Below are 22,021 nucleotides of genomic sequence, written 5' to 3' on the forward strand. Positions count from 1 at the left end.
CGGTTTAGTCGCGGACAATCACGCCACGGCTTACTAGGTCGTTGGTGCCTGCGGTAATTGCGGCCTCGTCGGCAGCTTCTGGCCAGCCCAGCAATGCGCCGTGAACCTCACAAGCGCGCACATGCACGGTGATAGGCTGCGGGGTTTCGCTGGCATCGGCAGCGCCATAAAGCACCGCCTTGGCTACCTCGGTGCCGTCGGCGGCGGCAGGCGCTAGCGGCACGTAATCACCTGCGCCATTCATCGCCAGCACCGCGCCCGCTGGCAGGTTGCCACTGGCCAGCATGCCCGACTCACGGGAGCGGGCACCGCTGGCCTCGGATAAAATATGCTCGCCAGTGTGGGTGCTTTCGATGTGTGTTTTAGTTGGCATAACGCTGTCTCTTCTGTTGAGTTAATGAGGGCAGGCTATGCCTGCCTGGGGCTGATGCGGGCATAGATTTTGTCGTAATCAATACCCTTGCTTTTCGCTTGCCCGCCTTCGGGGGAATGGCCGTTGTGAATGTGCTGGCCTTCGCCGTGTGCGGCGGCTACGTCCATCACGTATTCGCTGGCCTGGGTTTCATCCATGCCGTTACTAATCAGCTTTTCCATTAGCTGGGGTTGCCCAGTGGTCTGACAGGCCTTAATGATGCTGGTCACGCGGGCGCGCTCTGCGTTAACCGCCTGCTCTGGCTGGGCACCTTGCAGCGCCTCAATGGCAGCAACGGCGCTTTCTGGCGTCTGCTGAATAGCGGAAACCTCAAGATTTAGCGCCTTAGCAATCAGCGCTAGCGGCTTGCTTTCGCTGGCATTGCCGGGGGATTGCTGCCGTAGGGCAATAATCTGATCACCTAAGTCAGCAGCTTGGGTTTCGGCTTCTTCAGGGGTAATGTCGAACGCCAGCGCTAACGCATCGGCGGCGGTCATGGTGGCGTTAACAGCCCCCACTTTTGCGCGCAGATTGATCAGCTCGCCACGCTCTTCCAGCTGCTTTCTAAAGTGCGCAAGGTCGGCGCATGCTACTGCCTGCAGCTTGGCGTCTTTGTCGGTAGCGAATCCCCATTCGAGCGCTTCGTCAGCGCTCATTACGGTGTCACCTTGATCTAGCAAGCCGTTGATCTCGTCGGCGGTTTTGCCTGTCGCCATTACGAACAAATCAACAATTGCATCATCAAACTTCGTGAGATTGTCGGCGGTATCGCGCATCTCTTTGGCGTTATAAAAACCCACCATGAGCGAGCTAGCACGATGGGTCATCATGGTGGTGCCTACGCCCATGGTGCGCGTATCGCCCGCCAGCATGATCGTTACTGCAATGCTTGCCGCTTGCCCGGTCACCTTTACGTGTACCTGGGCGGGGTGGTCTTTGAGGTAGTGAAAGATACGCACGCCGCTGGCCACATCACCACCAGGACAGTTCATTTCAAGGTGGATCTCGTCTAACTCGCCTAGCTCATCAACAGCGGCGATAAACTCACGGGCAGGCTTTTCGCCGCGAAAATCGACAATCCAATCAGGCGCGTAATCTGAGCCAATCGGCTTATCAATCACCACCTTTGCTTTTCGCGGGTTGCTCGCCAGCGCTTGTGCTGTAAACCATGTCATGGTTAATCGTCCTCGTTTTCGTCGTCGTTGGCGGCCAATGCTTCAAGCGCTTTGTGCAGCCCGCCATTTTTGGCCGTGATACGGGGGTCTGAATCCAACACCAGTTTGTAGGTGTCGGCGCTCCGGTTGCCCTTGGCAATTTCTGCATCCAGCAGGTTGAGCGACCAACCACGCTCGCCTGCTTTCTCGCTGCGCGGGGCAAAGCCTGCGCGCACTTCGAGCATGTCGGCGGTGACTTCTTTTAGCGGGTCTACCCATGCCCACTTGGGCGCGATCCAGTCGATGGCCAGCAGCTCTTTGCGCATTTGCCAGTAGCCAGGAATGATTAGCCGCCCAGTAATTACCGCCACATCTAGCCACTTGGCAGCGACGCGGCGGCACCACTGGTGCACCATTAAATTGGCTTGGAGCATTTCAGCGCGGCGGCGAAACTCTAAAAGGCCCGCACGTATTGAGCTGTAGTTGACGCCTTTTAGGTCGCCGGTCATTTGCTCATAGGTAAGCCCAGCGCCAGCGCCCACCGCCAGCAGCTCAGTACGTAGCCACTCGGTGTACTGGCCTTGAATATCTGGCGGTGCCGAGAAAGTGACTTCTTCGTCATCTTCCATGTAGTGAATGCCGCCGGGCGTAAACTCTTCAAAGCGCTCTACTTCCCCTGGGGCTTTCACTAACTCGCCAAAATATGGCCCTTCCTGCTCTGGGTCTTGATTGGTTTTTCGTTTAACGAACGCACCAAATAATTGCGCCAGCTTCTGCCGCGCTAGCGTGGCGTCCTGCATTTCGTCAATCTCATAGAGCCGCACAATGACGCTGGTTAGCTCTGGCACACCGCGCAACTGGCCGGGGCGAGTGCGGCGGTACATGTGAATAACGTTATCTGCAGGCACTGGCACCCGCGTGTTTAGCTCCATCGTTAGGTTTTCGTGAGGGTGGTAGCGCCACAAATGAAAAGCGGTGCGCTGGCCGATGGCATTAAACTCAATGCCCATCTTGATCAATCGCCCGCCAAAGGCTTGCGAGTACGCTGGGTCTAGATGTTCGGCTTCGACCACCTGCAGCTGTAACGGTACGCTTAGGCCGTCACTGGTGCGGCGGTAGCGAAACCGCCCCAATACCTCGCCCGCCTCAAACTGCGCACCCGCTGCAAGCGCCTGCTGGCCGTAGAAATTATCTATACCGTCCGCGTCGCTTTCTTCTACCCACTCATCCCATAACGCTTGTATGACAGGGTTTCCCCACTGAGGCTTAATGCCAGTGCCTACCAAATTGGAAACGTATTTTTCTTTAGCGCTAGCGGCGTATGCGTTGTTTCTAATTGCGTGGTGGCTGCGGGCCTGCAGCGTAGAAAGCGAGTTTTCGATGGGGCCGTTGGGTCCGGTCACCGCCGTGCCCTTGCCTGCCATCCGGCGGCGGTGGCTGCCGCCCTCGTAATAGGCGCGCACCGGCACTTGTTTGCCATCACGCACGGTCATGCGGATGCGGGGCTTATTTGCGATCATTTCACAGCCCCTTATTGGTCATGACCAAGCGAGTGCGCGTTCGGCGCTTTCCGGTTTGCGCTTGTATGTCGGTTTTAATCCGATACTCAAGCGCTTCAAGTTCTGGCAGTCCGGTGCGGTCAAACTGCACTGTTCGACCATTTTGGGTAATCGAGACAACGCGCTTGCCGGTGCTTAAATCAATAATGGCCTGCCGAACCTCGGCAAGCTGTTCGGTCGTGAAGGCCATCAGCGGCGCTCCTAAATTCTGGGTTTCACCACTTTTCGGCGGCGTTTGGCAGCGGGTGCAGCGGCGGCTTTTGGCGGCTGGGCAGTGTCGGCGTCGGGATCATCAGGGGTGAATACCAATAGATTGGCATCCCAGTGGTCGGCCCATGTGGGCGGCGCTTGCCAGTCGATCTTTTCGCCTTTCAGCAGGATGAACACCACAAGGTTGTAGACGAACAAATCAAACGCTTCGTTGGGCTTACTGCCGGGCCGCGACCACTTGCCGGTAGCTGGGTCGCGCACTTCATAGGTCAGCTCGTCAAACCACCAAAGTTGCAGCCAATCCGGCGTGTGCAGGTAGCCCGCGCCGGGCTCCTCTCGGTCGATCATCGCCGCGACGGTATCTTTCAGCGTGTCGGTGCCCAGCAGGTAAAGCGGCACATCGCCGCGCGCGCCGCTACTGCGATTTTTTCGCCCGGTGTTATCTGGCTCTGTTTTACGAATGCGGCTAGCGGTCTTGGTGCTGCCGCCCTTGAGCAAATAAACTCGACTTTGCAGGCCATCTTTAACTAAGCGGCGATAGTACTCATACGCTTGAGACGTAACGCTTTCAGTGCCTTTACCTTCGCCGCCGGTGTCTATACCCATGGCTAGAACCGGCATACGCCGTCCGCTGCCATCCGCCAGCTTATAGGTACGCTTTAGCACGTCGCGGGTTAGCAAATCCCAGTCTTCGGGCTGCGTCATGGGGTTAATGTGCCGGGGCGGTTGGTCACCGTCGGGGCCGCGATCTTCTTTGATGTTGAAGCGGTCAACAAGCCAGGTTTCACGGTTTGGCCCCCAGCCGTGTACTTGCACCACAAAGCGGCGATCTTTACCGCCTTGAACGTCAACAGCGGCAGTAAGAAACCGCACCCCATGGGGCACGGTGCGATGCTGGTAGGCTTCGCCGCGATCTTTTAGCCGCTGGCCTGATCGTTTGGTGCCTGGGGTTCGGTTAACGTAGGGGCGACCCCAGTCAACGTTGATAACCGATTGCAGGTCTTTTTGATTGCCGGTGGTTTGAAATGTCTCTTCGGCTGCATTGAGCTTGCTTAACAACGAAGCCCATGTTTGATCCGATGCCGCTGGGCCTTCCATCCAAAAAGATGCAATACGAGTTTCACGGCGGGTGCCTATCAGCTCACCGTCAAGGGTTAACTCGCAACCTTCGGGCACCCAGCGCGCCGACAAATTCAGCTCACGCTTTAAGTTTGGGTCTAGCTCATTCCCACAATGCGGACAAAACACCCGCGCGCTAAGCATGTTGAAGTTTTCTTGAATCGGCTGAAACCAGCGGCGACAACCATTCTCCGGGCATTGCCAGTACAAGCGGCGGCGGTCGCCCTGGTTGTATAGATCCAATATCCCAGTAGTCGGCGGGGATCGGTGCGGCTCGCTCTCCGGCTGTTGCCAATCAGCATCTAGCACCGGCCTGCCGGGCGAACTCTCTACTAACGTCATGCCAGTCGAGCCAAACGTTTGAGTACGCTTGCTAGCCAGTACCCAGCCGGAACCCTCGCCGCCTACGTTCTCGGTCATCCGGTCGTAGTCGGTCAGCAGCACAAATTGATAGTCCGACGACGCGAAAACATTTTTTGAGGGATGCTTAATCGCCAGCATGTTGCCAGCGCGAAAAATAATGTCGTGAACGTTGTTGTCGTGACCGCGCGGGCTGAGCCGTTTCAATAATTCAGGCGAGGCGTTAAAGCTACGCTGTAAACGTTTTTTGCTGTACTCGCTAGCTTTAGCCTCAGTGATTTGCACCACCAGCCCATCGCCGGGGTCATTGATAATTTTGTAACAAATAAAACCATCAACTAACCCGATGGTTTTACCTGTACGCGCCGGGCCAACAAATATCACCGCGTCATACATGCGCGACCCCATGCAATCCATGGGTTCAATCATGTAGGGGGTTTTGTCAGGCTTCCAAAGCGTTTTAGTGCCGTTACCGTGTACCACGTACATCGACTCGGCCACCGCCTCACTGACCCGCACCCTGCGCGGCGGGCGTAACAGCGTAGCAATATCGCGGCGGATAGCGGCAGCGTCAGCAGTTTTAGCCATCGTCTGCACTCTCCGTATCCCCTACCGCTGCTTGGTACATCTCTTCCCGCAACGCATCAATAACGTGCTGCACGCGCTCGATAGCTTCGGGGGCTAGCCCTGCATCACGCTCCAACGCATCGGGCAATGAATCCAGGCCAGCCGCTACCGTCTTGGCAAGCATGCTCATTTCACGGGCAAACTCATGCGCAGGCACAAGCTGTTTAAGCTGGGTTTCAACTTTCAGGCGCTCAGTTTCAGATTGAAACCAAGCCTTTCTTTCATGCGGGAATTGATCAAAATCCAGACCACCAGCAATGGGCTTCTTCTCACCAAACAACGCCGGGCCAATATCGGACAGCGCATACGTAGGGTTGCCGCGCTTTGATCCCGCCGGGGAAACGCCGCTTTCCTGCAGGCGCTTTGCCACCGTTCGACGGTCTAAACCGAAGGCTTGGCCAATCTTACTTACAGACCAGTTGTAGGCATCTTTGCTATTCAAAACCTCGCCCATAGATGCCCACCTCTTGCGGCGCTGATTACCCCCGCTCAGCTGTACATGATTTGATTAAAAACAAGCGCCTTGATGTACAGCTTGCTCAATTAACGCCGCGCTCAACCGCGCGGGATTATGCCCACCTGCGGCGGTACACCCTGAAAACCCGAAAATTTCCCGAAATCCGGGGCTGCTGTCCCCCGTGGTCTAAGCAAACGCCAGCCAGAAGGACCCGCGTTTTTTTGCACCAAAAAAGAACATAATTTCTAGCACGCTCAATCCTCGTCTTTCTGCTTGCGAAAGATCAGAGCGACAGCGCGGCGGTCGGCGTTGAACCTCATTCGCAATGCTTCGTAGTCGGCTAGCAGGCGAAGCAGGTCACGGTTGTGTGTCACCTCGCGCACTGGGGCAGGGCGCGGCTCAGTCAGAAACCACGGCAGCTCCTGAACTCTTGGCTCCTGCATCGCCGGGGGTGATGAGGTCGCGCACCCAGCTAGAAACATCGCTAGGCAGGCGTTGATTAGCCCACGCTTTAGAAACATCATTCGCATCGTCTGCCCCCAAGGCTTCTGCCTGGGCACGCAGTCGGTCGATGCGCTGCGCGCCGTCGTTTAATTCACGTTCGCGCACATCCAACGCCTCAACCAACAAACGGTTTTGCTCTACCTGCACCGCCAAAGTCGCGGTGGTTATGTCTAAAGCGGCTTGGCTCTTAGCGTGCTGGTGTTGCACGCTATCCAGCTGTGACCGCAACACCAGCACATAGGCGACAACAGCAAGCGCGGCGGCAAGCACTGCCACCAGCAGCCACGGCTTTAAGCCGCCTAGCAAGCGGCTGATCATTTGAGCCACTTTTTGAAGAAGCCCAGCAGCACGTCATACAACGCATCGGCTTTGTTGCGCACCCACTCAACGCCCATGATGGCTAGGAATACGCAAGCGGCGAACGCTGCCTCTTCCGGCATGCTGTAACGCTCAGCTACCCAAAGAAAAACAGGGTAAAGCGGCACCGCGTATAGCGTTCCCAGCGTTGCCGCCATGAACGCTTTAGGCCAAGCGCCGCCGTTATGCAAAACGCTGACGAATCCAGCAACGAATGTCACCAGCGTTAGAGATAGATAGGGAATAGCGTTAACCAGCCACTGCCAGTTACTTGGATCTTTGTTTGGCATGGTGCGCTTCTCTTTTTGATTACTCATGGCATACCTCTCAGGCAGGCCGCGATTGATCGACGGTAACGCCGCCAGCGTCGTGATAGACCTGCAATAACTCATCAGTGGCTAACTCGCGTTGCCCATAACCCGCACCCGGCAGGCTCGCCCAGATACGGCGACAGGCGTGAATAGCCTCGCGTATGCGTCCCTCATGTATCAGCGATAACGCCCTGCACTGGCGGATAAGATGCACCGCGCCTAGATCCTGATTAGCCGGGGTGAAGTCGCTCAAGCCGAAACGCTTAGCCAGGTCATCCCATGTGCGAATCAGGAATTGATAACGACCAGCAGCGGTTGAGCGGATCTTATAAGCGGGCAGCCAAACCGATTTGCGCGGGTGATCGTGGTAGCTATCGAACAGCCCGCCGCCCACCATCACGTTGTAGCCGTCCTGATTGCCATAACGGGTAGTGCCCTCCGCATGAGCCAACATATCGAGAAACGCCGACACGTTGCCCGCGCGGTTATCAACTGGGGCGGGTGGTTCAATCAGCAGCAACTCTGCCTCATCAAACCAATGCATTGGGGAATGGGCAGGCATAGCAAACCTCGGGCATAAAAAAACCGCCCGGATTAGGGGCGGCCAATAAGATAAGGGAAACTTGCAGGGCTTCGGGGGAACGCAAAAACCCCACTTGCCATAAACGATAGATGAAACTATCACCGAATGCAACACCATGCGTGTTAAATCCCCCGCGAAAGTGTTACATGCCAGCATACCAACCACCACCGCGCTATGCTCTGGATACTCTTAACAGATAGGTTTGCCCATCACCCCGCCGCGCCTTGCCACCATTGAGCGTGGGCGCTGTTGTGATAAAACGACGATCTTGGTTCTGTCTCGGTCAGAAACACGTTAAAACCGCGCTCATATAGCCATGCATGCCAACGCTCTAACGCATCGAGTGATTGACGCTCAACATAGGTATGAATGTAGGTGCGATCTAATTTAGACAGCTGGTGATTTAACAACAGCTCACCCACTAGATACTCAACGCCTATATCTGCCCAGGTAGTTCGCGCCAGCTTTCGCAGGTCGTGGGAATGCCACTCACCACCGCTTGCTGTGACGACAAGATCAAACACCGCTGATTTAGATAACGGCTTGCCTTTCGTGCCGCCGGGGAACAGATAAACCCCACGATAGCCGTTCGCGGTTTGATAGTTGCGGTAACGGGTTAGCAGGGTTAGCGCCATCGGCGTTAAGGGAAGCCGGTGTTGTCGTTTTGATTTTGTGTTTTCGGGAGGGATGGTCCAGGTACGCGCTTCAAGATCAAACTGGCTCCACTTAGCCAGCCGCGTTTCACCGATCCGCGTACCAAACAGCAGCATGAGCAACAGCAGAAAACACCCCGGTGCGTCACACGAACGTAGCGCCGCTATCACCCTGGGAACCTCAGCAGCGCTTAACGCCCCGGCTTTAGGGGGTGAACTCACATCGATAAAATCACTAACATTCACCCCGGCCAGCGGGTTGGCGTCCAATAGGTTTAACGTGTGCGCTTGCTTAAATGCCTGCTTGGCCACACCAAAAATCAACCGCACATACGACGCGGAAAAATACTCTTGCAGCGGCCATATCAGTTGGCTATCGATGCGGGCGGGGGTGATAGCGCTAAGCGGCTCACTACCGAACAGCGGCAACAAATGCTTATTGATAGCCGTCTTGGCGGCAGATTTACGCGCACCCGACAAGCGCCCGCTTCTAGCCACTCGGTCGCGATACCAGCACAGCAGATCGGCGGCAGTCTCCCACGCATCAACGCCCACCGGCCCCGCCGGGTTAAGCGCCAACTGGGCCTCAAGTTCGCCCAGCCGCGCCAGCAGCGCGCGGGTCGTTAGCTCCGGGTAATACCCCACACGGTGCCAATGATCATCACCATTTGCATAACGCACCACGTACCAACTAGCACGCTCACGGGACGCATGAAAGCGCACCCGCAACGGGTAACGCGGGTCGCGTAACTGGAAAATATCAGGGTCTTGAATGTGCCGCTTAATGGCAGCATCAGAAAGGGGAAGTACAACAGTGCGGGGCATTGGCTCAAACTCCGAGACAGCAACGCCCCCGCCAGGGGGTCAATGCGCCGGGCTGAGCCGTTGCGTTATTGCGTTATATCACGCTAGCGTTCTAGCGTTATGATTACTTAGATAGCCCTAGTTTCTTAAAGGCTATGCACTGATAGCTTGAAAAAAAACTTAACTGCTGAAGGTCTTTTTTTATACGGCCCATTTCATGCAACCAGTAAGCCTCTAGCCATTCGTGAGTAAAATAAGTAACCCCGCGAGCCGCTGGCCACCCAGTCACAATATGATGGCTTTTATCAACCGGCACCAAGACCGGCAAAACGTCTTTCAAATTGAGTCGCGCTAACACCTTGTGCATTTGCCGGTGATCCTCCCAGCTATGACATACCACACGGTCACCCGGCTTTAGCAGCTCAAGCATTCGCGCAGTACGGCCAGTGGCGTGAGACTCTTTAAAATACGAGTCAGCCGATGCACAAACGGCATCACTTATACCGAAAATATCCATTTAAGCACCCCCTGCATCACGTTCCCGCGTGCGGTCTTTAAGCGCTTCAAGCGCGCGCTCAATACCGGTTAGCGCCTCAGCGTTATAACGGTTGGCATGCGGCCCGCCTTGAAAATGCTCAAGGCGATCAGCGCACACCGCCAGCACCGCCTCTATCGTCACGCCATTAGGCCCCACCTCCTGCGGGTTGCCGTCTTGAAAGCTAATGCAGCCCAATACCTGAGCGCCGCCGCTCATCAGCTCACAGTCAGCGCCCACACCAATCAGGTAATGGTTTTGCGCACGCCCTGGGGAATAGGGGCCGTGTGCAATAACGGCCTGCCCCATATCGCCGCGCCCGCTGCCGCTAACGGCATGCCCAGTCACTAGCCGGGGGTAATCTAAATTAGGCATCTACTGCCCTCCTACTGTCGGTTTTGAATAGCGCGCCAACGCTCATTGCCATTTACTGCGTTATAGCGTGCTAGCGTTATTTAACGCTTACCACTCGATGCGCCCCAAAGCGGGCGATAACGCTTTGCTTTGCTGCCTTTTTGCTGGTGGCGGCAGGCACCACCATCGAAAACGTTTTTCGCTCATTGCCTACTAAAGCGGTCACACGAAACACGCGGTTAACCGCTTTAGTAGTCATAGTGCTAGCGTCGTTTCTATCTGCGCACGCCCCTTTGCCAGCCTGCGGCGGTAGGTGGCCACCCCTACGCCCAGCGCGTGCGCCTTCTGCAGCTGGCCAATATTGCGGTGGTCATACCCACGCAGCTTGCGGCGATTAACTACTCGCGCAACGCCCGCGTTGTACTCCAAGCGCAGCACGTCAGCGGCCAACAGGTCGTCACGCGCCAGCGCCACCACCGCGTACTCTATGCGCTCTTCCAGCGGGTAAGATTGGGCGCACATCGGCTCACCGCCGGTGCCGCCAGTTGAGCGACTAACGATGCCGCCGTTGTCGATCAACAGCCCCAAAACCGACGTACCAAACCCAGCGCCAGCGCACTCAAGGCACCAGCGCGCCCAGCGCTCTAGCAAATCATCCAGATCGTTAGCCGCGCGACGCCCCACCGCTACGCCTCCACGATCGTCAGCGGGTACAGCTCTTCGACCTGCCGTTTTTTGAGCTTGTAAACGTCTGTGCGCATGCCTTTAACGTCGATCCACTCAACCGTTCCATCAGCGCGAAACACGACAAAATCAACGATGTATTTCACACCGCCCGGCAACGCTATCGGCGTTTGCATCAGGAACATAGTTACGCGGTCGGCCTGCTGCTCGCTCAGCAGATACAGGTAATAATTCGCCTCTTTTTTTGAGTCGAATTTATGCCCGTGAATCTCCACCTTTTTATTGCCGTACTTAGACACACTAGGCACACGGCGGCGCATGTTATGACGCTGCATGACGCGCCCCCAGCCAATCGTTAAACCGCTCAACAAGCGCCAGGTATTCCCGCCCGGCCTGCTCGTTACCATCCAGCTCACGGCGGCTAAGCACCCCGCACGCGTTGCGAACTTCCGCCGCTGCCGCCTTATCATCAGGAACCGGGCGGCCAGTAGTAGCCGTGATAAATTCACGAAAAAGCGGATTAGCGCCCAAAATGGCCGCGCCCCGTGCGTATCTGCTCACGCCGCCCCCTTGTTTACCCAAAGCTCAGAAAGCGCGGCTTCGCCATCGATAAAGTGCCGGTGGCCGCCATCGGTGGCAGTTACCAGCAAATCGCCACGTACAATCGGTACTTCGTCGCTCGGCACGCCCTCAACATGCACGACATGGCCGCCCAGCGAGCGAATGCGGCTAGCCTCCACCTCATGCACTAGATGCACGGCCACTAGGCATTCAGCGCCTTTTGCCGGGGTCGCTTTGATCATCTCGTTCAGGCGATCCAAGCGGCGTAGCATTTCGCGGGGGGAATTGTTCGCTTTTGCGGGCGTGTCTGAGTAGCACGAAACGGCACAAACGCCCGCCGCTTTCATGGCCTTAGCCACCTGCTCACGCGCCAGCGGGTTAGCCGCTGCGATACCGATTAATAGCATTCCGCTGCCTCTTGTAGTCGTTTAGCGCGTAGCGCCTGTAGGTGTTGGTGTAGTGCCGCCACGGTTACGCCGCTACCCTGCTCAATCGCCACCTCAACCGCCGCGCTCATATCCCCCACGGTCACGCGGGAAGCGCACCAGCGGGCGAAATAACGGCGGTTTTCGGGGCTATTGGCGGTTTTAAGCGGGTAAGCGAGGTCGTTAATAAACCAGCTCGCCCACTGATCAGCGTGGGTGTATAGCGTGTCGTCGGTGGGTGCCTGGGCGCTACTGGGGTCTACGCGCTGCAAGTCGGGGCTGTGAACCGTTAGCGTGCTGCCATCATCCTCGACCACCAACAGCCCCTGCTCTTGATAAAACGCCAAAAATTCGTGGGCGCTATCGTCGTCGGCCTGCATCAAATCGCCCCACGCCTCATAGCTCATCGAAACGGGGGCAGGGTCAGCGGCGAGGGTTTCCAGCACCAGCAAATAGCGCGCATAGCCAATCAAGCCATACTGCTCACCAATTGCCGTAACGCCTTCGCTTTGCGCCAGCCCAGCAGGGTGAATGAACGCGCTCACGCTGCCACCCCATCACGCTCAGCCAGCACCGCCGCCCAAGGGGCGTAGATGCCGTTGTAGTCCACTGCGCCAGCGGTCAAGCTGACAATGCGCCCAGCGGTGCGCAAGCTAGGTGCGCGATCAAACCGATACCAGCTCATCACCGTGCGCGGCTTCTCGCTTAGCAGCTCGCCCGCACAGTCAGGGCCGCCGACTTGATCTATCCAATCATTTAGCAACACTTTGGCACACCATTTAACACTAAGTGTGTTAAGACTAGCGTGAAGATTGCCCGCGTACAAAGGTTTTTTTATTCCCCCATTACACGCTTTGTGTATTACTATTGCCTAAGAGGTAATATTTACCCGAAAATTAATCACCGAAACCGCACACGGACGGCATCAACGGCGAGTTAGATAAACGGGACGCAAAAATGTCACAGCAAAGCGGCAGGCAAGACAAAAAAGAACTAATCGCTGATCGGTTAGTTGAAGTGCGCAAGCACCTGGGGTGGTCGATTCGCGATGCCGTAGAAGCACTGGGGTACGTGCGCTCCCGGTACACTAACTGGGAACTCGGCATACGCATGCCCGGCTACCAAGAATTAGAAGACATCGGCAACGTCACCGGCTGCAACCCCGGCTATTTTGTCGGCTGGACAAACCGAATGATTGACAGCCGCTATGTCGTGCTAGACCGCACCACCGTTAAAACTAGCGATGGCTCGCTAACGGTGCAAAATGCTACCGACGTAGCGGCCTACCGCGACGACTATCTAGCCGAAAAGGGGTTAAAGCACAGCAACTTAATCACCGTGAAAGCCGAAGATGACGCCATGGAAGGGGTGATCAGCAAGGGCGATTTAGCGTTAATTGATATGAGCCGCAAACCTGCCAGCGTGCGCGACCTGTTCGCAATTTTGGTAGGCGATAGAATATGGCTACGCTGGATACGCCCAGAAATTAACGGCAGCTACACCATGAGCGCCGAAAACAGTCACCAATACCCCGACGAAACCCTAAGCCCCGACCAGCTGCAAGCACTCAACATTATTGGTCGTGTTGCCATTATCGAACACGAACGCTAAGCCTTTGTACTAACAGCAAAAGCAACGACAAAACCCCCGCAACAACCCGACGGCACCCACAAAGTGCCGTTTTTTTGGCTTGCTGAATTACACATTTAGTGTCATTCTTACACAGACTGTGTAAACAAGAGAGCACTAATCATGACAACGCACGCGCTAGCATCCATCAACGCATCGCCACCGACCATTCGCACGCCTAAAGCGCTACATCATGAATTGCGCGAAAGCGTGGCTATCGCGTGTGCGCTTGAAAAAATGGCTCAGTGCGCGCTAGACGAAGGCGAGTACCCAGCGGAAGAACTCGACAACCTGCACGCGCTTATCTCGCGCCACCGCCACGACCTTGAAGACATAAAAAACGCGCTGGCAGAACTCGCTATGGGGGGCGGTTATGAATAACACCGCCCCACGCCAGCAATGGCGCGATGATGATGTTATTGGCCATCCCAGCCAGCACCTAACGCCGCAAGAAATCGCCCACCTAGTAGCACTGGCCAACGGCAACGCACCCAGCGCTATCACCGTGATGCACGGCACCAGCCGCACCGAACAGCAGCAGCTAGAAAGAGGCTTGCGGGCAAAGCTAGGCGCGCAATCAAAGCCACACATGATTACACGCGCGTTTGTGCTGGGCGTACTACTACCCCGTGCACTCTGCTTAATGCTCGCCGCGCTGAGCATTAACGCAAGCCCCGGCGATTTAATGGCCATCCGTGCCCCGAAACCCTCGCGCAGCCCAGTTAGCTCACAGCGCAATGTGCGCAGCCACCGCGCCATGGCCGACGCCTACGCGCTACCCGCTTACACCCTACAGGAACAGGCCAGCTAGTGAACATGCACATCATTACAGGCCCACGGCGCAGGCACTGCCGCTGTCGCGCCTGTCGTGGTCGGCAAGTCAAAGCGAAGCACCCGAACGACTATACCCGCCGCATACGCTGCAAGCACTGCGGTCAATTCGACACCTTAGTCATTGATAAATGGGCAGATAACCGAGGCTGGCGAAAGTACACCTGCTATTGCGATGGCTACCACTTCCCCCACCGCATACGCAGCGAATGGTGCTACCACAACCCCCACTACCCACACGAACAAGAACGCGTTTTAACAGCGTGAGGTGACCATTGTGAAAATCTTACCCAACGAACTGCCGCCCAAATACTGGCAAGACCTAGCTAAAAAGAACGGCATTAGCCGCAACTGCTATCAAGCGCGGCTACGGCTGGGTCACAGCCCACGAAAAGCCGCAACGACGCCGATTAACAAGAAACATCAGCAACGGTTAGGAAAATACGTGGAAGGCAGCGCACGGCAAGCAGCGCTAGCAGCAGGGCTACCAGAAACCGCTATTACCCACTATCGCAAACGCAATAAAGGCACCGAGCTAACCGATCAGCAAATTATTAAAAAGCTGCAGGCATATCACGACCGGATGAAAAACCCTATTAGCAAGCAGGCAGCACAAAATGGACTAACCACCGCGACGGTTTACCGACGCATGAGTGTGATGGGCTGGACGCTTGAAAAAGCGCTAAGCACGCCACCGGCATCGCCAAGTGAAGCGGGCAAGATCGGCAACAAGGTGCGCAACCAAAAACGCCAAAAACAGCGCGAAGAAAAGCGGGCGTTAAATAACGCTAGCGCGCAACGCAACGACAACACCAACACAGGAACAGCCCATCATGTGGTTTAACAACATCAACGTTTACCAGCTGCACAACAACGAAGCCCTCGACAGCATCGCGTTAAACGACATGCTAGCGGGCGATGCCGCCAAACCGCTAGGCAGCGCCGACGCCAGCCGCTACGGCTGGACGCCCCCAGCAGGCCGCGCCAGCCAAGTGTATTTGCACGAAAGCCAGGGGCACCGACTCATTAGCATGCTCAAACAAGAGCGCATCTTGCCCGGTAGCGTCGTAAAAGAAGCGCTAGAAGAGAAGGTAGAAGAGATTGAGACCCGCGAAGGCCGCAAGGTCACACGCGGCGAAAAAACCGCGTTTAAAGAGCAAATCACCGAAGAACTGTTACCCCGCGCTTTCGTCAAAAGCACCAAAATTGACGCATGGTGGGACATACAGCGCAACCGCATCATCATCAACAGCGCCAGCCGCACCCGCTGTGAAGAGCTGCTAGACCTGCTACGCCAAACTCTGGGCACGCTCAAGGTCACCCCGCTGACGACCCAAACGCTGCCCATCCGCGCCATGACCGATTGGCTAGGCGATGCCAGCACCCGCCCGGCCAACCTCGCTTTACGTGACAAAGCCACGCTAAAAGCAAAAGGCGACGACGGCAAAATAGCCGCTAACCAAGTCGATTTAGACAGCGACGAAATACAGCAGCTACTAGAAAGCGGGCGGCTAGCGACTGAACTAGCGGTCACGATCAACGACAACGTAAGCGCCGTGCTTACCGAAAACCTAACGCTTAAATCGCTGCGCTACGGCGACAAACTCATCGAGCAAGCCGACGCTCAAGACGACGGCGACGACCGCATCGCCCGCCTAGAAAGCGATTTTTTCTTGATGGCCAACGCCCTAGCGGAGGCCATCGACAGCCTAGCCGCCATGCTAGGCGGCATTAGCGTCAGAGAAATAGCCAGCGAAACAGGCACCCGACCCGACGACAGCCACCCCGGCGAACAGGTCGGCGGATTTGAAGAGGAAGATTCCGAATACCCAAGAGCTATTTTAATCGCCCAGCAGCGTGAAAACGTAACGGTAACCAAGCTGCAGCGAGGTCTAACCATCGGCTACAACCGCGCGCAACGGCTACATGAACAGCTAATACGTGACGGCCACATACCCAACCCCTACGGCCAGCGCGGCGCATGAAACCCGTTGAATACCGCTGCCTCAACAGCCGCTGCCGCCTAAATAACGTGCCCGGCTGGATGCTAGGCAGCAACCCAATATGCCCCGCCTGCGGGCGCTGGCTACACAAAAACGCCAGCGTTAAATAACGTTAGCACGCTATAACGCAACAACAGGAACCGACAACATGCACACCGCCATCATCAAAACCCTAGAAGAGCGTCAGCGCCAAATCCACGAAGAAGGGTTCACCGCTGAACATGACGATCAAAATAAACCAGGGAGAATATCATGGGCAGCTGGATGCTACGCAATGCGCGCAGGCGAACAAGCGGCAGGGTTCGCTATGACCAAAGCAGCGCCGTTTGTATGGCCATGGCACGAAAACTGGTGGAAACCCAGCGAAGACCCCAAGCGCAACATCATCAAAGCCATGGCGCTACTAGCAGCGGAATACGACCGCCTAGAACGCGCCGAAGCGGCAGCCACCCCAGCGCCACCACCCGAAACGGTATTTTCAACGGATGACGAATGGCAAAGCGGCATCTATGACGATCTAGGCGAGCTGATCGAAGACCGCGAGCTGGTAGTTGGCGACACCGTTTACATCGGCGTAAAACGCCTCGCTCAGCCCCGCGAATTTATCAACGACCTGGATGACGTTGTTATTGACGCCATGGCGGATCGTGCAGAAAACGAATACGGCGACTACGCCGAAACCTACCCCGAGCTAGAAGAGCCACAACAACAAACGCTACAGATCCTAATAGAAGCCTGGGCAGACACCCATTGCCGCCCGGATTTTTACACCATCGCCCACGTTCGCGCCCACACCCTCACCCGCGACGACATAGCGGCGGCCATGCAGGAACCCAACTAATGCATCCCCTCATCACCGGCCTAATCTGCATCGCAGCGGTGGGCGCGTTCGCCGCTGGCATGCTGGCCAAAGCCGAAATGGACACGCTCGATCAAAACGGCGACCCCATCGACCAGGAAGAACAGCCATGATAGGCATACTCCTATGCGGCATCGCCATAGGCATCGCGGTGGCGGGCCTGTTATTCATCCATACCCGCCCTATATCGGCTAACGTCAAACTCGCCGCCAACATCATGCACACCTTCACACTGGTGATTAGCACCGCCACAGCAACAAGCGCACTCGCCCACCTGGGCGAGCCGCAAGCCTGCTGGCTGGTGGCAGAAATACTGGGGGTGGCAATTGACGCCTGCACACCATAGCGCTACCCTGCCCGTGTCGCTGCAAAATCAGCGACCGGGTTTGACAGCTCGAAACACAAGCAGGCGCGCAGCGCCCCGTTTTATCGTGTAGGCGTTTTTTTTATGCCCGCATGATCATTATGGCGGGCCGTGCGTGGGGCACCTTTGGTGCGCCGGTTCCCTGTGGTGTCCGGTCTGTCAACCCGCGCACGGTTCGCCTCCCTCGTTTGACAGCGAAAGGCGAACTCCGAACACACCGCACGGAGATTCACCCAATGAACATGCCTACCGTTTCCGTTTCAGGCGTCGCCCTCCCCTATATTGAGTTTCAAGGCCAGCCTGTTGTTACTTTCGCCATGATTGACGCAGCACATAGCCGACCTGAGCGAACAGCCCGGCGCAGCTTTAGCGCCAACAAACGCCATTTCATTGAAGACGAAGACTTCTATCGTGTTGATTTTAAAAGGTGGCACGAATTTCGTGCTACCTATTCAGACATATTTCCAGAGAGTACCACGCGCCTAACGCTATTCACCGAAACCGGCTACCTCATGCTTGTTAAATCGTTTACCGACGATCTTGCATGGCAGGTACAGCGCCAGCTAGTCAAAAGCTATTTCCGCGTCAAAGGCGCAATGCAGCCCACCGCCGCCGAGCCGATCCCCACGCCCATCGACCACCGCCAGCGCGAACAGCTCGCCAACGCCGCGAACGCCGTGTTTCAAAACTTTAACGGCATGCGCCAAAGCGCCACCGGGTGGTTTTACAACAGCGTGCGCACCGAGTATTGCCTAAAACGCATCGAAGATTTAAGCGCCGACGACCTCCCCGCCGTGCTGGATCGGCTACAATCGCTACGCCACAACGTGCGCCAGTACGAAGATTTCAGGCGCGATATGCAGCAATCGTTTTTAAAAGAGGTAGTGGGCGAAGGAATGCCCTACACCGCGTGGGTTAGCAAAATGGCAGGCGGCCAACACCACATCGGCAAACGCCCGGATTGGAAAGCCATTGCTAAACAAGTGTTGATTAATAACGGCCTTCTGGCCAAGCAGTAAAAGGAGCTAACACCATGGCCAGACTAACCAAAGCTGAAAAATCCTGGATAAAGAAGCTGCAAGCGGTGATTGATGAGTGCCCCAGCAAACGGCTAGCGGCGTACACCATAGGCGATGCTGATATAACGCTTTATGACGAATCACGCCAGGCGCAAATACTGGCCATTCAAGACGCCAACCCTGATATGGAATTTGGCGACGCCGTCGAGCATGACCACGCAAAACTAGCTAAGTTACGGTTTCACTTCCAGATCCACTCAGTAGCCGGATAAAGCCAGCACCCCACCAAGCCCGCCACCGCGCGGGCTTTTTTGTGCCTGAGCGCCAGCGTTATAAAACGCTAGCGTCATAGCGTTAAAAAATTAGTTGTCTTTTTTTTGCTTGAAACCCTTGCAAGGGTATCTAAGATACCCTATAGTTAAGTCATCGCTAAGGCGATGCGGGCAGACCGCCCAAGGGTACCGGCCCGACACCGGCGCAAAGGAATAAGACAATGACTAAGCAAATCACTGAACAGCAGCTGGCCGAAATCACCTGGATCATCGAAAGCACTGAAGCTGACGATCTCAACGCTGACGAGCATGAAGAGATTGTTGGCCTGGATGATAACGATGACCCTATCATCGAAACGCGCTACAACTACTGGCTTTGCGGATCAACCGTTTTGCGTGCCAAGGAATATCCAGAGATCACTTACGCCATCGACTGGATGGCCAACCCAGAAAAAGGTAGCCGCGCCGAGTCGCTGGAAGAAGCCTACGATTTTAAAGTCGAGTTCAACGAAGCCTGCGAAAACGTGCTCGACATGGGGGGCTACGTTGCAGTGGATGATGACGGCGACGAGATTGATGCAGACGACGCTGAGCGGATCGTGCGTGACGAAGTGGCTCAAAATGTTGAGTGGGAAGTAGCCGCTGAAAAGCGACTACCCAAGCGCCCTGGACCAGTAGCAGTTGACGAAGACACCGACGAGGACGACGACATGGAAACCATTACAGTAGAGCGCGATAACGATGCCGATCTGCGCTTTAAAGGCGAGCAGGTTGCCACTGCAAGCAGCCACCATTTTGAAGGCCCGCGCAACATCCGCTGGACTGAGCTAACGCTTTACCGCACCAAAGGCGGCAAGCTGGTATGCGAGGAAATTGGGCGCACACGCTGGCAAGGCGAGCGCACCCGCCACAGCGCCGTTGTGGCTGATACTGAAGCTGAACTTGTGAAAGCGCTTGGTTATGGGTGGCTCGCTAAAGACCTATATGAAGCGGCTGGCATTGACTACGCAGTAGAGATCGAATGATTGACGCCCGCACCCACCACGACCCGGCCAAAGCGCCGGGTTTGATCAAAGAAGCGTTAAGCATCACCAGCAGTCAAAAGGAATTAGCAGAACGGCTAGGCGTTACTAGCAAATACCTGCAGCACTTGAAATCTGGCTATCGGGAAAACATGAGCTACTTATTACAGGTCGCGCTAGAGCGCTTGATAGAAGAACATCGCGCCAACAAATAACCCACCAAGCCCGCCACCGTGCGGGCTTTTTTGTGCCTAAACCACTGAAAAATAAACAGCGTTAAAAAACGCTATAACGCTAGCGTTATTTATTGCACCCCTAGCGCCGCTTGCCTATACTAGCGTTATTGCGTGCTAGCGTTGTTGCGTTAAATAACGCTAGCACGCAATAACGCAGACACTAGGAGAGACCAATGGGATACAAGATAGCCTTTGTCAGCCAGAAGGGCGGCGTTAGTAAAAGCACCCTAAGCAGGGCACTGGGCACCACCTACGCCGCTGCTGGCTGGAATGTAAAAATAGCCGACCTCGACATTAACCAGTCAACAAGCTTTACATGGCTGCAGCGGCGCTTAAAAAATGGCGTAACGCCAGAAGTGGCGGTTGAAACCTTTGGCACCGTGGCCAGCGCGCTCAAGGTAGCCGACACCTACGACCTTATGATTTTTGACGGCGCGCCCCACGCCACAAAAGCCACCGCCGAAGTCGCCCGGCTGGCTGATCTAGTAGTACTACCCACCGCGCTAAGCGTTGACGACCTAGAACCCACCGTGCGACTGGCCAACAACCTGACAAGCAAAGAAGGGGTGCCGGTTGAACGCATCGCGATAGCGCTTAGCAAAGTGGGCAAGAGTAAAGCCCAGCTGCAAGACGCCCGCGCCTACCTCAGCCACACGCCCTACTTTGTGCTAGATGGCCAAGTGCCAGAGCGCGACGCCTTTGTATTAGCCCAAGACAAAGGGCTATCTATCGTCGAAACGCCGTTCAAAGGCCCGAAAGCCCAAGCCGATGAATTGATACAAAACATCATCAACCGCTTTGAAACACTCGTACAGTCAGCGTGAAATAACGCTAGCACGCAATAACGCAGGAGTAAGCAGCATGGCAAAACCCACACTCAAACCCAGCAGCAAAGGCGCACCGCCAGCCGCCACCACGCCCAGTCCGGTGGTGGGCAACAACACTGCTAAGCCGGAAAGCGGCGAAAAAGTGCCGCTCAATTTCCGCGTTGATCCTGAAATGCGCCGCGAATTTAAAGCGTTTGCCGTCGAGCATGACATGCAAATGGTGGACGTACTAAAGGAAGCCTGGGCGGCCTACAAGCGCGAAAAAGGGAAGGGTTAACCATGGCCAGCGAAGAAAAAGAGCAGCTAGAAAAGGAGTGGATCGAGAACGTTCAAACGTGGTTTTACAAGGATAATTTGTGGGGCGGGGTGGTGTTCGCTCGGGAAGGCGACGATGTAAAAGTGACCGTCACCAACTACATGAAGCTCACACGCACGGTCAGCGCCACGTTTTCAACGTACGAAGACGCGCTAGGCACTATCGGCTTTTATATCGATGAGTATTTGGAAGAGCAGCGCGCTTGGCTAGAAGCGCAAAAGTAAAACGCCTGCAGGGTGGCTAGACCCTGCAGGCGCAACGCAGACACAACATCAATGGGATTCGCTATCATGTCTAAAGCAGAATATACCACAATCGCCCGCACACCGTTAAACCAGCTGCACACCGTGCCAATGGAAGCGCTGAGCGCTTATTTAGCACAATGCAGCATCATCACCCGCCGTGCCGTTGAACGCATTACACGCATAAGCTGATCGACAGATAACAGAAGCCCGGCACCCGCCGGGCTTTTTTGTGCCTGATTTTTGGCGAGGCATATAACCAGGTTAATGACCTGGCTAAACGGTCGCGCGCCTCCGATAACGGTATATATTCTTACGGTGCTGCGCTGCAAACAAGAAATTCAAGATAATGACAATAATCTTGAATTTCATTCAATAGGCGGGAAAAAATCACAGCTATTCAATAAAAAGCTAACCATGGTTAGTCGCATCGGACTTTTCAGCGCCAACGCGTGAACGACGTTTGCGCACGCGATTTTGCAGACGTGGCCACCAGTCGTCGGGCAGCCAAATGCTAACCCACCTCAACAACAGCTGAGCGCGGCGGGTATCGGGAAAATCATCGGGGTAGTGAGTGAAATCGCTGGCCAGCGCCAGCAATTGCGCCTTGCCTTGCTGCTGTACAGCATCATGCGCAGGGTCGAACGCGGTGTCTAGCAGCACCGCTAGCCAGGTGGCCACTTCGTTATCGTTCATCTGCTTGGGGCGAGGCATTGGCGGCACCATTTAGCG

37 protein-coding genes are annotated in these 22,021 nt (G+C 55.7%); 17 read left to right on the top strand and 20 right to left on the bottom strand.

Annotation, left to right across the window (positions count from 1 at the left end; all coding sequences use genetic code 11):
- Positions 1-4: 4 nt before the first annotated feature.
- The 19 genes from K1Y77_RS17040 to K1Y77_RS17130 all read right to left on the bottom strand — a co-directional run bounded on the left by K1Y77_RS17040 (position 5) and on the right by K1Y77_RS17130 (position 12,435).
- The gene (locus K1Y77_RS17040) at positions 5-373 is read right to left on the bottom strand and encodes a head decoration protein (RefSeq protein ID WP_264431589.1); all 369 of its coding nucleotides are present in this window, start codon (positions 371-373) and stop codon (positions 5-7) included.
- A gap of 35 nt (positions 374-408) precedes the next feature.
- Positions 409-1,587, bottom strand: coding sequence for a head maturation protease, ClpP-related (locus K1Y77_RS17045; RefSeq protein WP_264431591.1), 1,179 nt, complete (start codon positions 1,585-1,587; stop codon positions 409-411).
- A gap of 2 nt (positions 1,588-1,589) precedes the next feature.
- On the bottom strand, positions 1,590-3,086 hold the full coding sequence (locus tag K1Y77_RS17050; protein ID WP_264431592.1) for a phage portal protein: 1,497 nt from the start codon (positions 3,084-3,086) through the stop codon (positions 1,590-1,592).
- Position 3,087: 1 nt separating this feature from the next.
- Positions 3,088-3,315 (bottom strand): gpW family protein, encoded by a 228-nt coding sequence (gpW, locus tag K1Y77_RS17055; RefSeq protein WP_264431594.1) that lies wholly within the window; start codon positions 3,313-3,315, stop codon positions 3,088-3,090.
- 11 nt (positions 3,316-3,326) lie between these two features.
- Positions 3,327-5,402 carry a phage terminase large subunit family protein gene (locus K1Y77_RS17060; RefSeq protein WP_264431596.1) on the bottom strand — a complete coding sequence of 692 codons (2,076 nt, stop codon included), beginning with the start codon at positions 5,400-5,402 and terminating at the stop codon, positions 3,327-3,329.
- Entirely contained in the window at positions 5,395-5,895 is a 501-nt protein-coding gene (locus K1Y77_RS17065) for a DUF1441 family protein (RefSeq protein WP_264431598.1), read from the bottom strand. Before K1Y77_RS17065 ends, K1Y77_RS17060 begins: the two co-directional genes overlap by 8 nt.
- 402 nt (positions 5,896-6,297) lie before the next feature.
- The gene (locus K1Y77_RS17070; RefSeq protein WP_264431600.1) at positions 6,298-6,720 is read right to left on the bottom strand and encodes a hypothetical protein; all 423 of its coding nucleotides are present in this window, start codon (positions 6,718-6,720) and stop codon (positions 6,298-6,300) included.
- Positions 6,717-7,076, bottom strand: a complete 360-nt coding sequence (locus K1Y77_RS17075) for a phage holin family protein (protein WP_264431601.1) — start codon at positions 7,074-7,076, stop codon at positions 6,717-6,719. The genes K1Y77_RS17070 and K1Y77_RS17075 overlap by 4 nt, the downstream gene beginning before the upstream one ends.
- A 10-nt stretch (positions 7,077-7,086) precedes the next feature.
- Positions 7,087-7,632 (bottom strand): glycoside hydrolase family 24 protein, encoded by a 546-nt coding sequence (locus K1Y77_RS17080; RefSeq protein WP_264431603.1) that lies wholly within the window; start codon positions 7,630-7,632, stop codon positions 7,087-7,089.
- Between the two features lie 230 nt (positions 7,633-7,862).
- A complete protein-coding gene (locus tag K1Y77_RS17085) occupies positions 7,863-9,131 on the bottom strand; it encodes a tyrosine-type recombinase/integrase (protein ID WP_264431606.1) in 1,269 nt (422 codons plus the stop codon).
- Between the two features lie 103 nt (positions 9,132-9,234).
- Positions 9,235-9,627 (bottom strand): hypothetical protein, encoded by a 393-nt coding sequence (locus K1Y77_RS17090; protein ID WP_264431608.1) that lies wholly within the window; start codon positions 9,625-9,627, stop codon positions 9,235-9,237.
- Complete coding sequence (locus K1Y77_RS17095; RefSeq protein WP_264431610.1) at positions 9,628-10,020, bottom strand: hypothetical protein; 393 nt, start codon at positions 10,018-10,020, stop codon at positions 9,628-9,630.
- Positions 10,021-10,096: 76 nt separating this feature from the next.
- Positions 10,097-10,258 carry a hypothetical protein gene (locus K1Y77_RS17100; protein WP_264431611.1) on the bottom strand — a complete coding sequence of 54 codons (162 nt, stop codon included), beginning with the start codon at positions 10,256-10,258 and terminating at the stop codon, positions 10,097-10,099.
- Positions 10,255-10,683 carry a hypothetical protein gene (locus tag K1Y77_RS17105; RefSeq protein WP_264431613.1) on the bottom strand — a complete coding sequence of 143 codons (429 nt, stop codon included), beginning with the start codon at positions 10,681-10,683 and terminating at the stop codon, positions 10,255-10,257. The genes K1Y77_RS17100 and K1Y77_RS17105 overlap by 4 nt, the downstream gene beginning before the upstream one ends.
- A 2-nt stretch (positions 10,684-10,685) precedes the next feature.
- Positions 10,686-11,018, bottom strand: a complete 333-nt coding sequence (locus tag K1Y77_RS17110) for a DUF1064 domain-containing protein (RefSeq protein ID WP_264431615.1) — start codon at positions 11,016-11,018, stop codon at positions 10,686-10,688.
- Complete coding sequence (locus tag K1Y77_RS17115; protein WP_264431617.1) at positions 11,005-11,244, bottom strand: hypothetical protein; 240 nt, start codon at positions 11,242-11,244, stop codon at positions 11,005-11,007. The genes K1Y77_RS17110 and K1Y77_RS17115 overlap by 14 nt, the downstream gene beginning before the upstream one ends.
- Positions 11,241-11,651: a hypothetical protein gene (locus K1Y77_RS17120; RefSeq protein ID WP_264431618.1), complete on the bottom strand. Its 411-nt coding sequence runs from the start codon at positions 11,649-11,651 to the stop codon at positions 11,241-11,243. The genes K1Y77_RS17115 and K1Y77_RS17120 overlap by 4 nt, the downstream gene beginning before the upstream one ends.
- The gene (locus K1Y77_RS17125; RefSeq protein ID WP_264431619.1) at positions 11,642-12,214 is read right to left on the bottom strand and encodes a hypothetical protein; all 573 of its coding nucleotides are present in this window, start codon (positions 12,212-12,214) and stop codon (positions 11,642-11,644) included. The genes K1Y77_RS17120 and K1Y77_RS17125 overlap by 10 nt, the downstream gene beginning before the upstream one ends.
- Positions 12,211-12,435, bottom strand: a complete 225-nt coding sequence (locus K1Y77_RS17130; RefSeq protein ID WP_264431620.1) for a hypothetical protein — start codon at positions 12,433-12,435, stop codon at positions 12,211-12,213. The genes K1Y77_RS17125 and K1Y77_RS17130 overlap by 4 nt, the downstream gene beginning before the upstream one ends.
- Before the next feature lie 191 nt (positions 12,436-12,626).
- Between K1Y77_RS17130 and K1Y77_RS17135 the strand changes: the two genes are divergently transcribed.
- The 17 genes from K1Y77_RS17135 (at position 12,627) to K1Y77_RS17220 (ending at position 21,481) form a co-directional block, all read left to right on the top strand.
- Entirely contained in the window at positions 12,627-13,280 is a 654-nt protein-coding gene (locus tag K1Y77_RS17135; protein ID WP_264431621.1) for an XRE family transcriptional regulator, read from the top strand.
- Positions 13,281-13,421: 141 nt separating this feature from the next.
- The gene (locus K1Y77_RS17140) at positions 13,422-13,679 is read left to right on the top strand and encodes a hypothetical protein (protein WP_264431622.1); all 258 of its coding nucleotides are present in this window, start codon (positions 13,422-13,424) and stop codon (positions 13,677-13,679) included.
- Positions 13,672-14,109: a hypothetical protein gene (locus tag K1Y77_RS17145; protein ID WP_264431624.1), complete on the top strand. Its 438-nt coding sequence runs from the start codon at positions 13,672-13,674 to the stop codon at positions 14,107-14,109. The genes K1Y77_RS17140 and K1Y77_RS17145 overlap by 8 nt, the downstream gene beginning before the upstream one ends.
- Before the next feature lie 5 nt (positions 14,110-14,114).
- Complete coding sequence (locus K1Y77_RS17150; protein WP_264431626.1) at positions 14,115-14,396, top strand: hypothetical protein; 282 nt, start codon at positions 14,115-14,117, stop codon at positions 14,394-14,396.
- A gap of 10 nt (positions 14,397-14,406) precedes the next feature.
- Entirely contained in the window at positions 14,407-14,973 is a 567-nt protein-coding gene (locus tag K1Y77_RS17155) for a hypothetical protein (RefSeq protein WP_264431629.1), read from the top strand.
- Complete coding sequence (gene rdgC, locus K1Y77_RS17160; protein ID WP_320055290.1) at positions 14,963-16,114, top strand: recombination-associated protein RdgC; 1,152 nt, start codon at positions 14,963-14,965, stop codon at positions 16,112-16,114. Before K1Y77_RS17155 ends, rdgC begins: the two co-directional genes overlap by 11 nt.
- Before the next feature lie 166 nt (positions 16,115-16,280).
- A complete protein-coding gene (locus K1Y77_RS17170; RefSeq protein ID WP_264431631.1) occupies positions 16,281-16,973 on the top strand; it encodes a hypothetical protein in 693 nt (230 codons plus the stop codon).
- Positions 16,973-17,104, top strand: coding sequence for a hypothetical protein (locus K1Y77_RS17175; RefSeq protein ID WP_264431634.1), 132 nt, complete (start codon positions 16,973-16,975; stop codon positions 17,102-17,104). Before K1Y77_RS17170 ends, K1Y77_RS17175 begins: the two co-directional genes overlap by 1 nt.
- Complete coding sequence (locus K1Y77_RS17180; RefSeq protein WP_264431635.1) at positions 17,101-17,337, top strand: hypothetical protein; 237 nt, start codon at positions 17,101-17,103, stop codon at positions 17,335-17,337. The genes K1Y77_RS17175 and K1Y77_RS17180 overlap by 4 nt, the downstream gene beginning before the upstream one ends.
- Positions 17,338-17,591: 254 nt before the next feature.
- A complete protein-coding gene (locus tag K1Y77_RS17185; RefSeq protein WP_264431638.1) occupies positions 17,592-18,374 on the top strand; it encodes an ORF6N domain-containing protein in 783 nt (260 codons plus the stop codon).
- Positions 18,375-18,388: 14 nt separating this feature from the next.
- Positions 18,389-18,646, top strand: coding sequence for a hypothetical protein (locus K1Y77_RS17190; protein ID WP_264431640.1), 258 nt, complete (start codon positions 18,389-18,391; stop codon positions 18,644-18,646).
- Between the two features lie 221 nt (positions 18,647-18,867).
- The gene (locus tag K1Y77_RS17195; RefSeq protein WP_264431642.1) at positions 18,868-19,671 is read left to right on the top strand and encodes a hypothetical protein; all 804 of its coding nucleotides are present in this window, start codon (positions 18,868-18,870) and stop codon (positions 19,669-19,671) included.
- Positions 19,668-19,883 carry a helix-turn-helix domain-containing protein gene (locus tag K1Y77_RS17200; RefSeq protein ID WP_264431644.1) on the top strand — a complete coding sequence of 72 codons (216 nt, stop codon included), beginning with the start codon at positions 19,668-19,670 and terminating at the stop codon, positions 19,881-19,883. Before K1Y77_RS17195 ends, K1Y77_RS17200 begins: the two co-directional genes overlap by 4 nt.
- 194 nt (positions 19,884-20,077) lie before the next feature.
- A complete protein-coding gene (locus K1Y77_RS17205; protein ID WP_264431646.1) occupies positions 20,078-20,728 on the top strand; it encodes a ParA family protein in 651 nt (216 codons plus the stop codon).
- 37 nt (positions 20,729-20,765) lie between these two features.
- Positions 20,766-21,008 carry a hypothetical protein gene (locus K1Y77_RS17210; protein ID WP_264431648.1) on the top strand — a complete coding sequence of 81 codons (243 nt, stop codon included), beginning with the start codon at positions 20,766-20,768 and terminating at the stop codon, positions 21,006-21,008.
- Between the two features lie 2 nt (positions 21,009-21,010).
- The gene (locus K1Y77_RS17215; RefSeq protein ID WP_264431650.1) at positions 21,011-21,271 is read left to right on the top strand and encodes a cupredoxin domain-containing protein; all 261 of its coding nucleotides are present in this window, start codon (positions 21,011-21,013) and stop codon (positions 21,269-21,271) included.
- Between the two features lie 66 nt (positions 21,272-21,337).
- The gene (locus tag K1Y77_RS17220) at positions 21,338-21,481 is read left to right on the top strand and encodes a hypothetical protein (protein WP_264431652.1); all 144 of its coding nucleotides are present in this window, start codon (positions 21,338-21,340) and stop codon (positions 21,479-21,481) included.
- Positions 21,482-21,700: 219 nt separating this feature from the next.
- On the opposite strand, the gene K1Y77_RS17225 is transcribed toward K1Y77_RS17220, so the two are convergent.
- The gene (locus tag K1Y77_RS17225) at positions 21,701-22,003 is read right to left on the bottom strand and encodes a hypothetical protein (protein ID WP_264431654.1); all 303 of its coding nucleotides are present in this window, start codon (positions 22,001-22,003) and stop codon (positions 21,701-21,703) included.
- Positions 22,004-22,021 lie beyond the last annotated feature (18 nt).

It is taken from the genome of Halomonas qaidamensis (assembly GCF_025917315.1).
Taxonomy (GTDB): Bacteria; Pseudomonadota; Gammaproteobacteria; order Pseudomonadales; family Halomonadaceae; genus Vreelandella; species Vreelandella qaidamensis.

Excerpts from the sequence above, each read along its gene's own strand:
- K1Y77_RS17205 (WP_264431646.1), top strand. The coding sequence starts at position 20,078 with ATGGGATACAAGATAGCCTTTGTCAGCCAGAAGGGCGGCGTTAGTAAA.
- K1Y77_RS17090 (WP_264431608.1), bottom strand. The coding sequence starts at position 9,627 with ATGGATATTTTCGGTATAAGTGATGCCGTTTGTGCATCGGCTGACTCG.
- K1Y77_RS17200 (WP_264431644.1), top strand. The coding sequence starts at position 19,668 with ATGATTGACGCCCGCACCCACCACGACCCGGCCAAAGCGCCGGGTTTG.
- K1Y77_RS17045 (WP_264431591.1), bottom strand. The coding sequence starts at position 1,587 with ATGACATGGTTTACAGCACAAGCGCTGGCGAGCAACCCGCGAAAAGCA.
- K1Y77_RS17140 (WP_264431622.1), top strand. The coding sequence starts at position 13,422 with ATGACAACGCACGCGCTAGCATCCATCAACGCATCGCCACCGACCATT.
- K1Y77_RS17120 (WP_264431618.1), bottom strand. The coding sequence starts at position 11,651 with ATGCTATTAATCGGTATCGCAGCGGCTAACCCGCTGGCGCGTGAGCAG.
- K1Y77_RS17145 (WP_264431624.1), top strand. The coding sequence starts at position 13,672 with ATGAATAACACCGCCCCACGCCAGCAATGGCGCGATGATGATGTTATT.
- K1Y77_RS17180 (WP_264431635.1), top strand. The coding sequence starts at position 17,101 with ATGATAGGCATACTCCTATGCGGCATCGCCATAGGCATCGCGGTGGCG.
- K1Y77_RS17050 (WP_264431592.1), bottom strand. The coding sequence starts at position 3,086 with ATGATCGCAAATAAGCCCCGCATCCGCATGACCGTGCGTGATGGCAAA.
- K1Y77_RS17210 (WP_264431648.1), top strand. The coding sequence starts at position 20,766 with ATGGCAAAACCCACACTCAAACCCAGCAGCAAAGGCGCACCGCCAGCC.
- K1Y77_RS17075 (WP_264431601.1), bottom strand. The coding sequence starts at position 7,076 with ATGAGTAATCAAAAAGAGAAGCGCACCATGCCAAACAAAGATCCAAGT.
- K1Y77_RS17185 (WP_264431638.1), top strand. The coding sequence starts at position 17,592 with ATGAACATGCCTACCGTTTCCGTTTCAGGCGTCGCCCTCCCCTATATT.
- K1Y77_RS17220 (WP_264431652.1), top strand. The coding sequence starts at position 21,338 with ATGTCTAAAGCAGAATATACCACAATCGCCCGCACACCGTTAAACCAG.
- rdgC (WP_320055290.1), top strand. The coding sequence starts at position 14,963 with ATGTGGTTTAACAACATCAACGTTTACCAGCTGCACAACAACGAAGCC.
- K1Y77_RS17215 (WP_264431650.1), top strand. The coding sequence starts at position 21,011 with ATGGCCAGCGAAGAAAAAGAGCAGCTAGAAAAGGAGTGGATCGAGAAC.
- K1Y77_RS17190 (WP_264431640.1), top strand. The coding sequence starts at position 18,389 with ATGGCCAGACTAACCAAAGCTGAAAAATCCTGGATAAAGAAGCTGCAA.
- K1Y77_RS17040 (WP_264431589.1), bottom strand. The coding sequence starts at position 373 with ATGCCAACTAAAACACACATCGAAAGCACCCACACTGGCGAGCATATT.
- K1Y77_RS17080 (WP_264431603.1), bottom strand. The coding sequence starts at position 7,632 with ATGCCTGCCCATTCCCCAATGCATTGGTTTGATGAGGCAGAGTTGCTG.
- K1Y77_RS17225 (WP_264431654.1), bottom strand. The coding sequence starts at position 22,003 with ATGCCTCGCCCCAAGCAGATGAACGATAACGAAGTGGCCACCTGGCTA.
- K1Y77_RS17060 (WP_264431596.1), bottom strand. The coding sequence starts at position 5,402 with ATGGCTAAAACTGCTGACGCTGCCGCTATCCGCCGCGATATTGCTACG.
- K1Y77_RS17150 (WP_264431626.1), top strand. The coding sequence starts at position 14,115 with ATGCACATCATTACAGGCCCACGGCGCAGGCACTGCCGCTGTCGCGCC.
- K1Y77_RS17110 (WP_264431615.1), bottom strand. The coding sequence starts at position 11,018 with ATGCAGCGTCATAACATGCGCCGCCGTGTGCCTAGTGTGTCTAAGTAC.
- K1Y77_RS17170 (WP_264431631.1), top strand. The coding sequence starts at position 16,281 with ATGCACACCGCCATCATCAAAACCCTAGAAGAGCGTCAGCGCCAAATC.
- K1Y77_RS17095 (WP_264431610.1), bottom strand. The coding sequence starts at position 10,020 with ATGCCTAATTTAGATTACCCCCGGCTAGTGACTGGGCATGCCGTTAGC.
- K1Y77_RS17100 (WP_264431611.1), bottom strand. The coding sequence starts at position 10,258 with ATGACTACTAAAGCGGTTAACCGCGTGTTTCGTGTGACCGCTTTAGTA.
- K1Y77_RS17070 (WP_264431600.1), bottom strand. The coding sequence starts at position 6,720 with ATGATCAGCCGCTTGCTAGGCGGCTTAAAGCCGTGGCTGCTGGTGGCA.
- K1Y77_RS17195 (WP_264431642.1), top strand. The coding sequence starts at position 18,868 with ATGACTAAGCAAATCACTGAACAGCAGCTGGCCGAAATCACCTGGATC.
- K1Y77_RS17085 (WP_264431606.1), bottom strand. The coding sequence starts at position 9,131 with ATGCCCCGCACTGTTGTACTTCCCCTTTCTGATGCTGCCATTAAGCGG.
- K1Y77_RS17135 (WP_264431621.1), top strand. The coding sequence starts at position 12,627 with ATGTCACAGCAAAGCGGCAGGCAAGACAAAAAAGAACTAATCGCTGAT.
- K1Y77_RS17175 (WP_264431634.1), top strand. The coding sequence starts at position 16,973 with ATGCATCCCCTCATCACCGGCCTAATCTGCATCGCAGCGGTGGGCGCG.
- gpW (WP_264431594.1), bottom strand. The coding sequence starts at position 3,315 with ATGGCCTTCACGACCGAACAGCTTGCCGAGGTTCGGCAGGCCATTATT.
- K1Y77_RS17065 (WP_264431598.1), bottom strand. The coding sequence starts at position 5,895 with ATGGGCGAGGTTTTGAATAGCAAAGATGCCTACAACTGGTCTGTAAGT.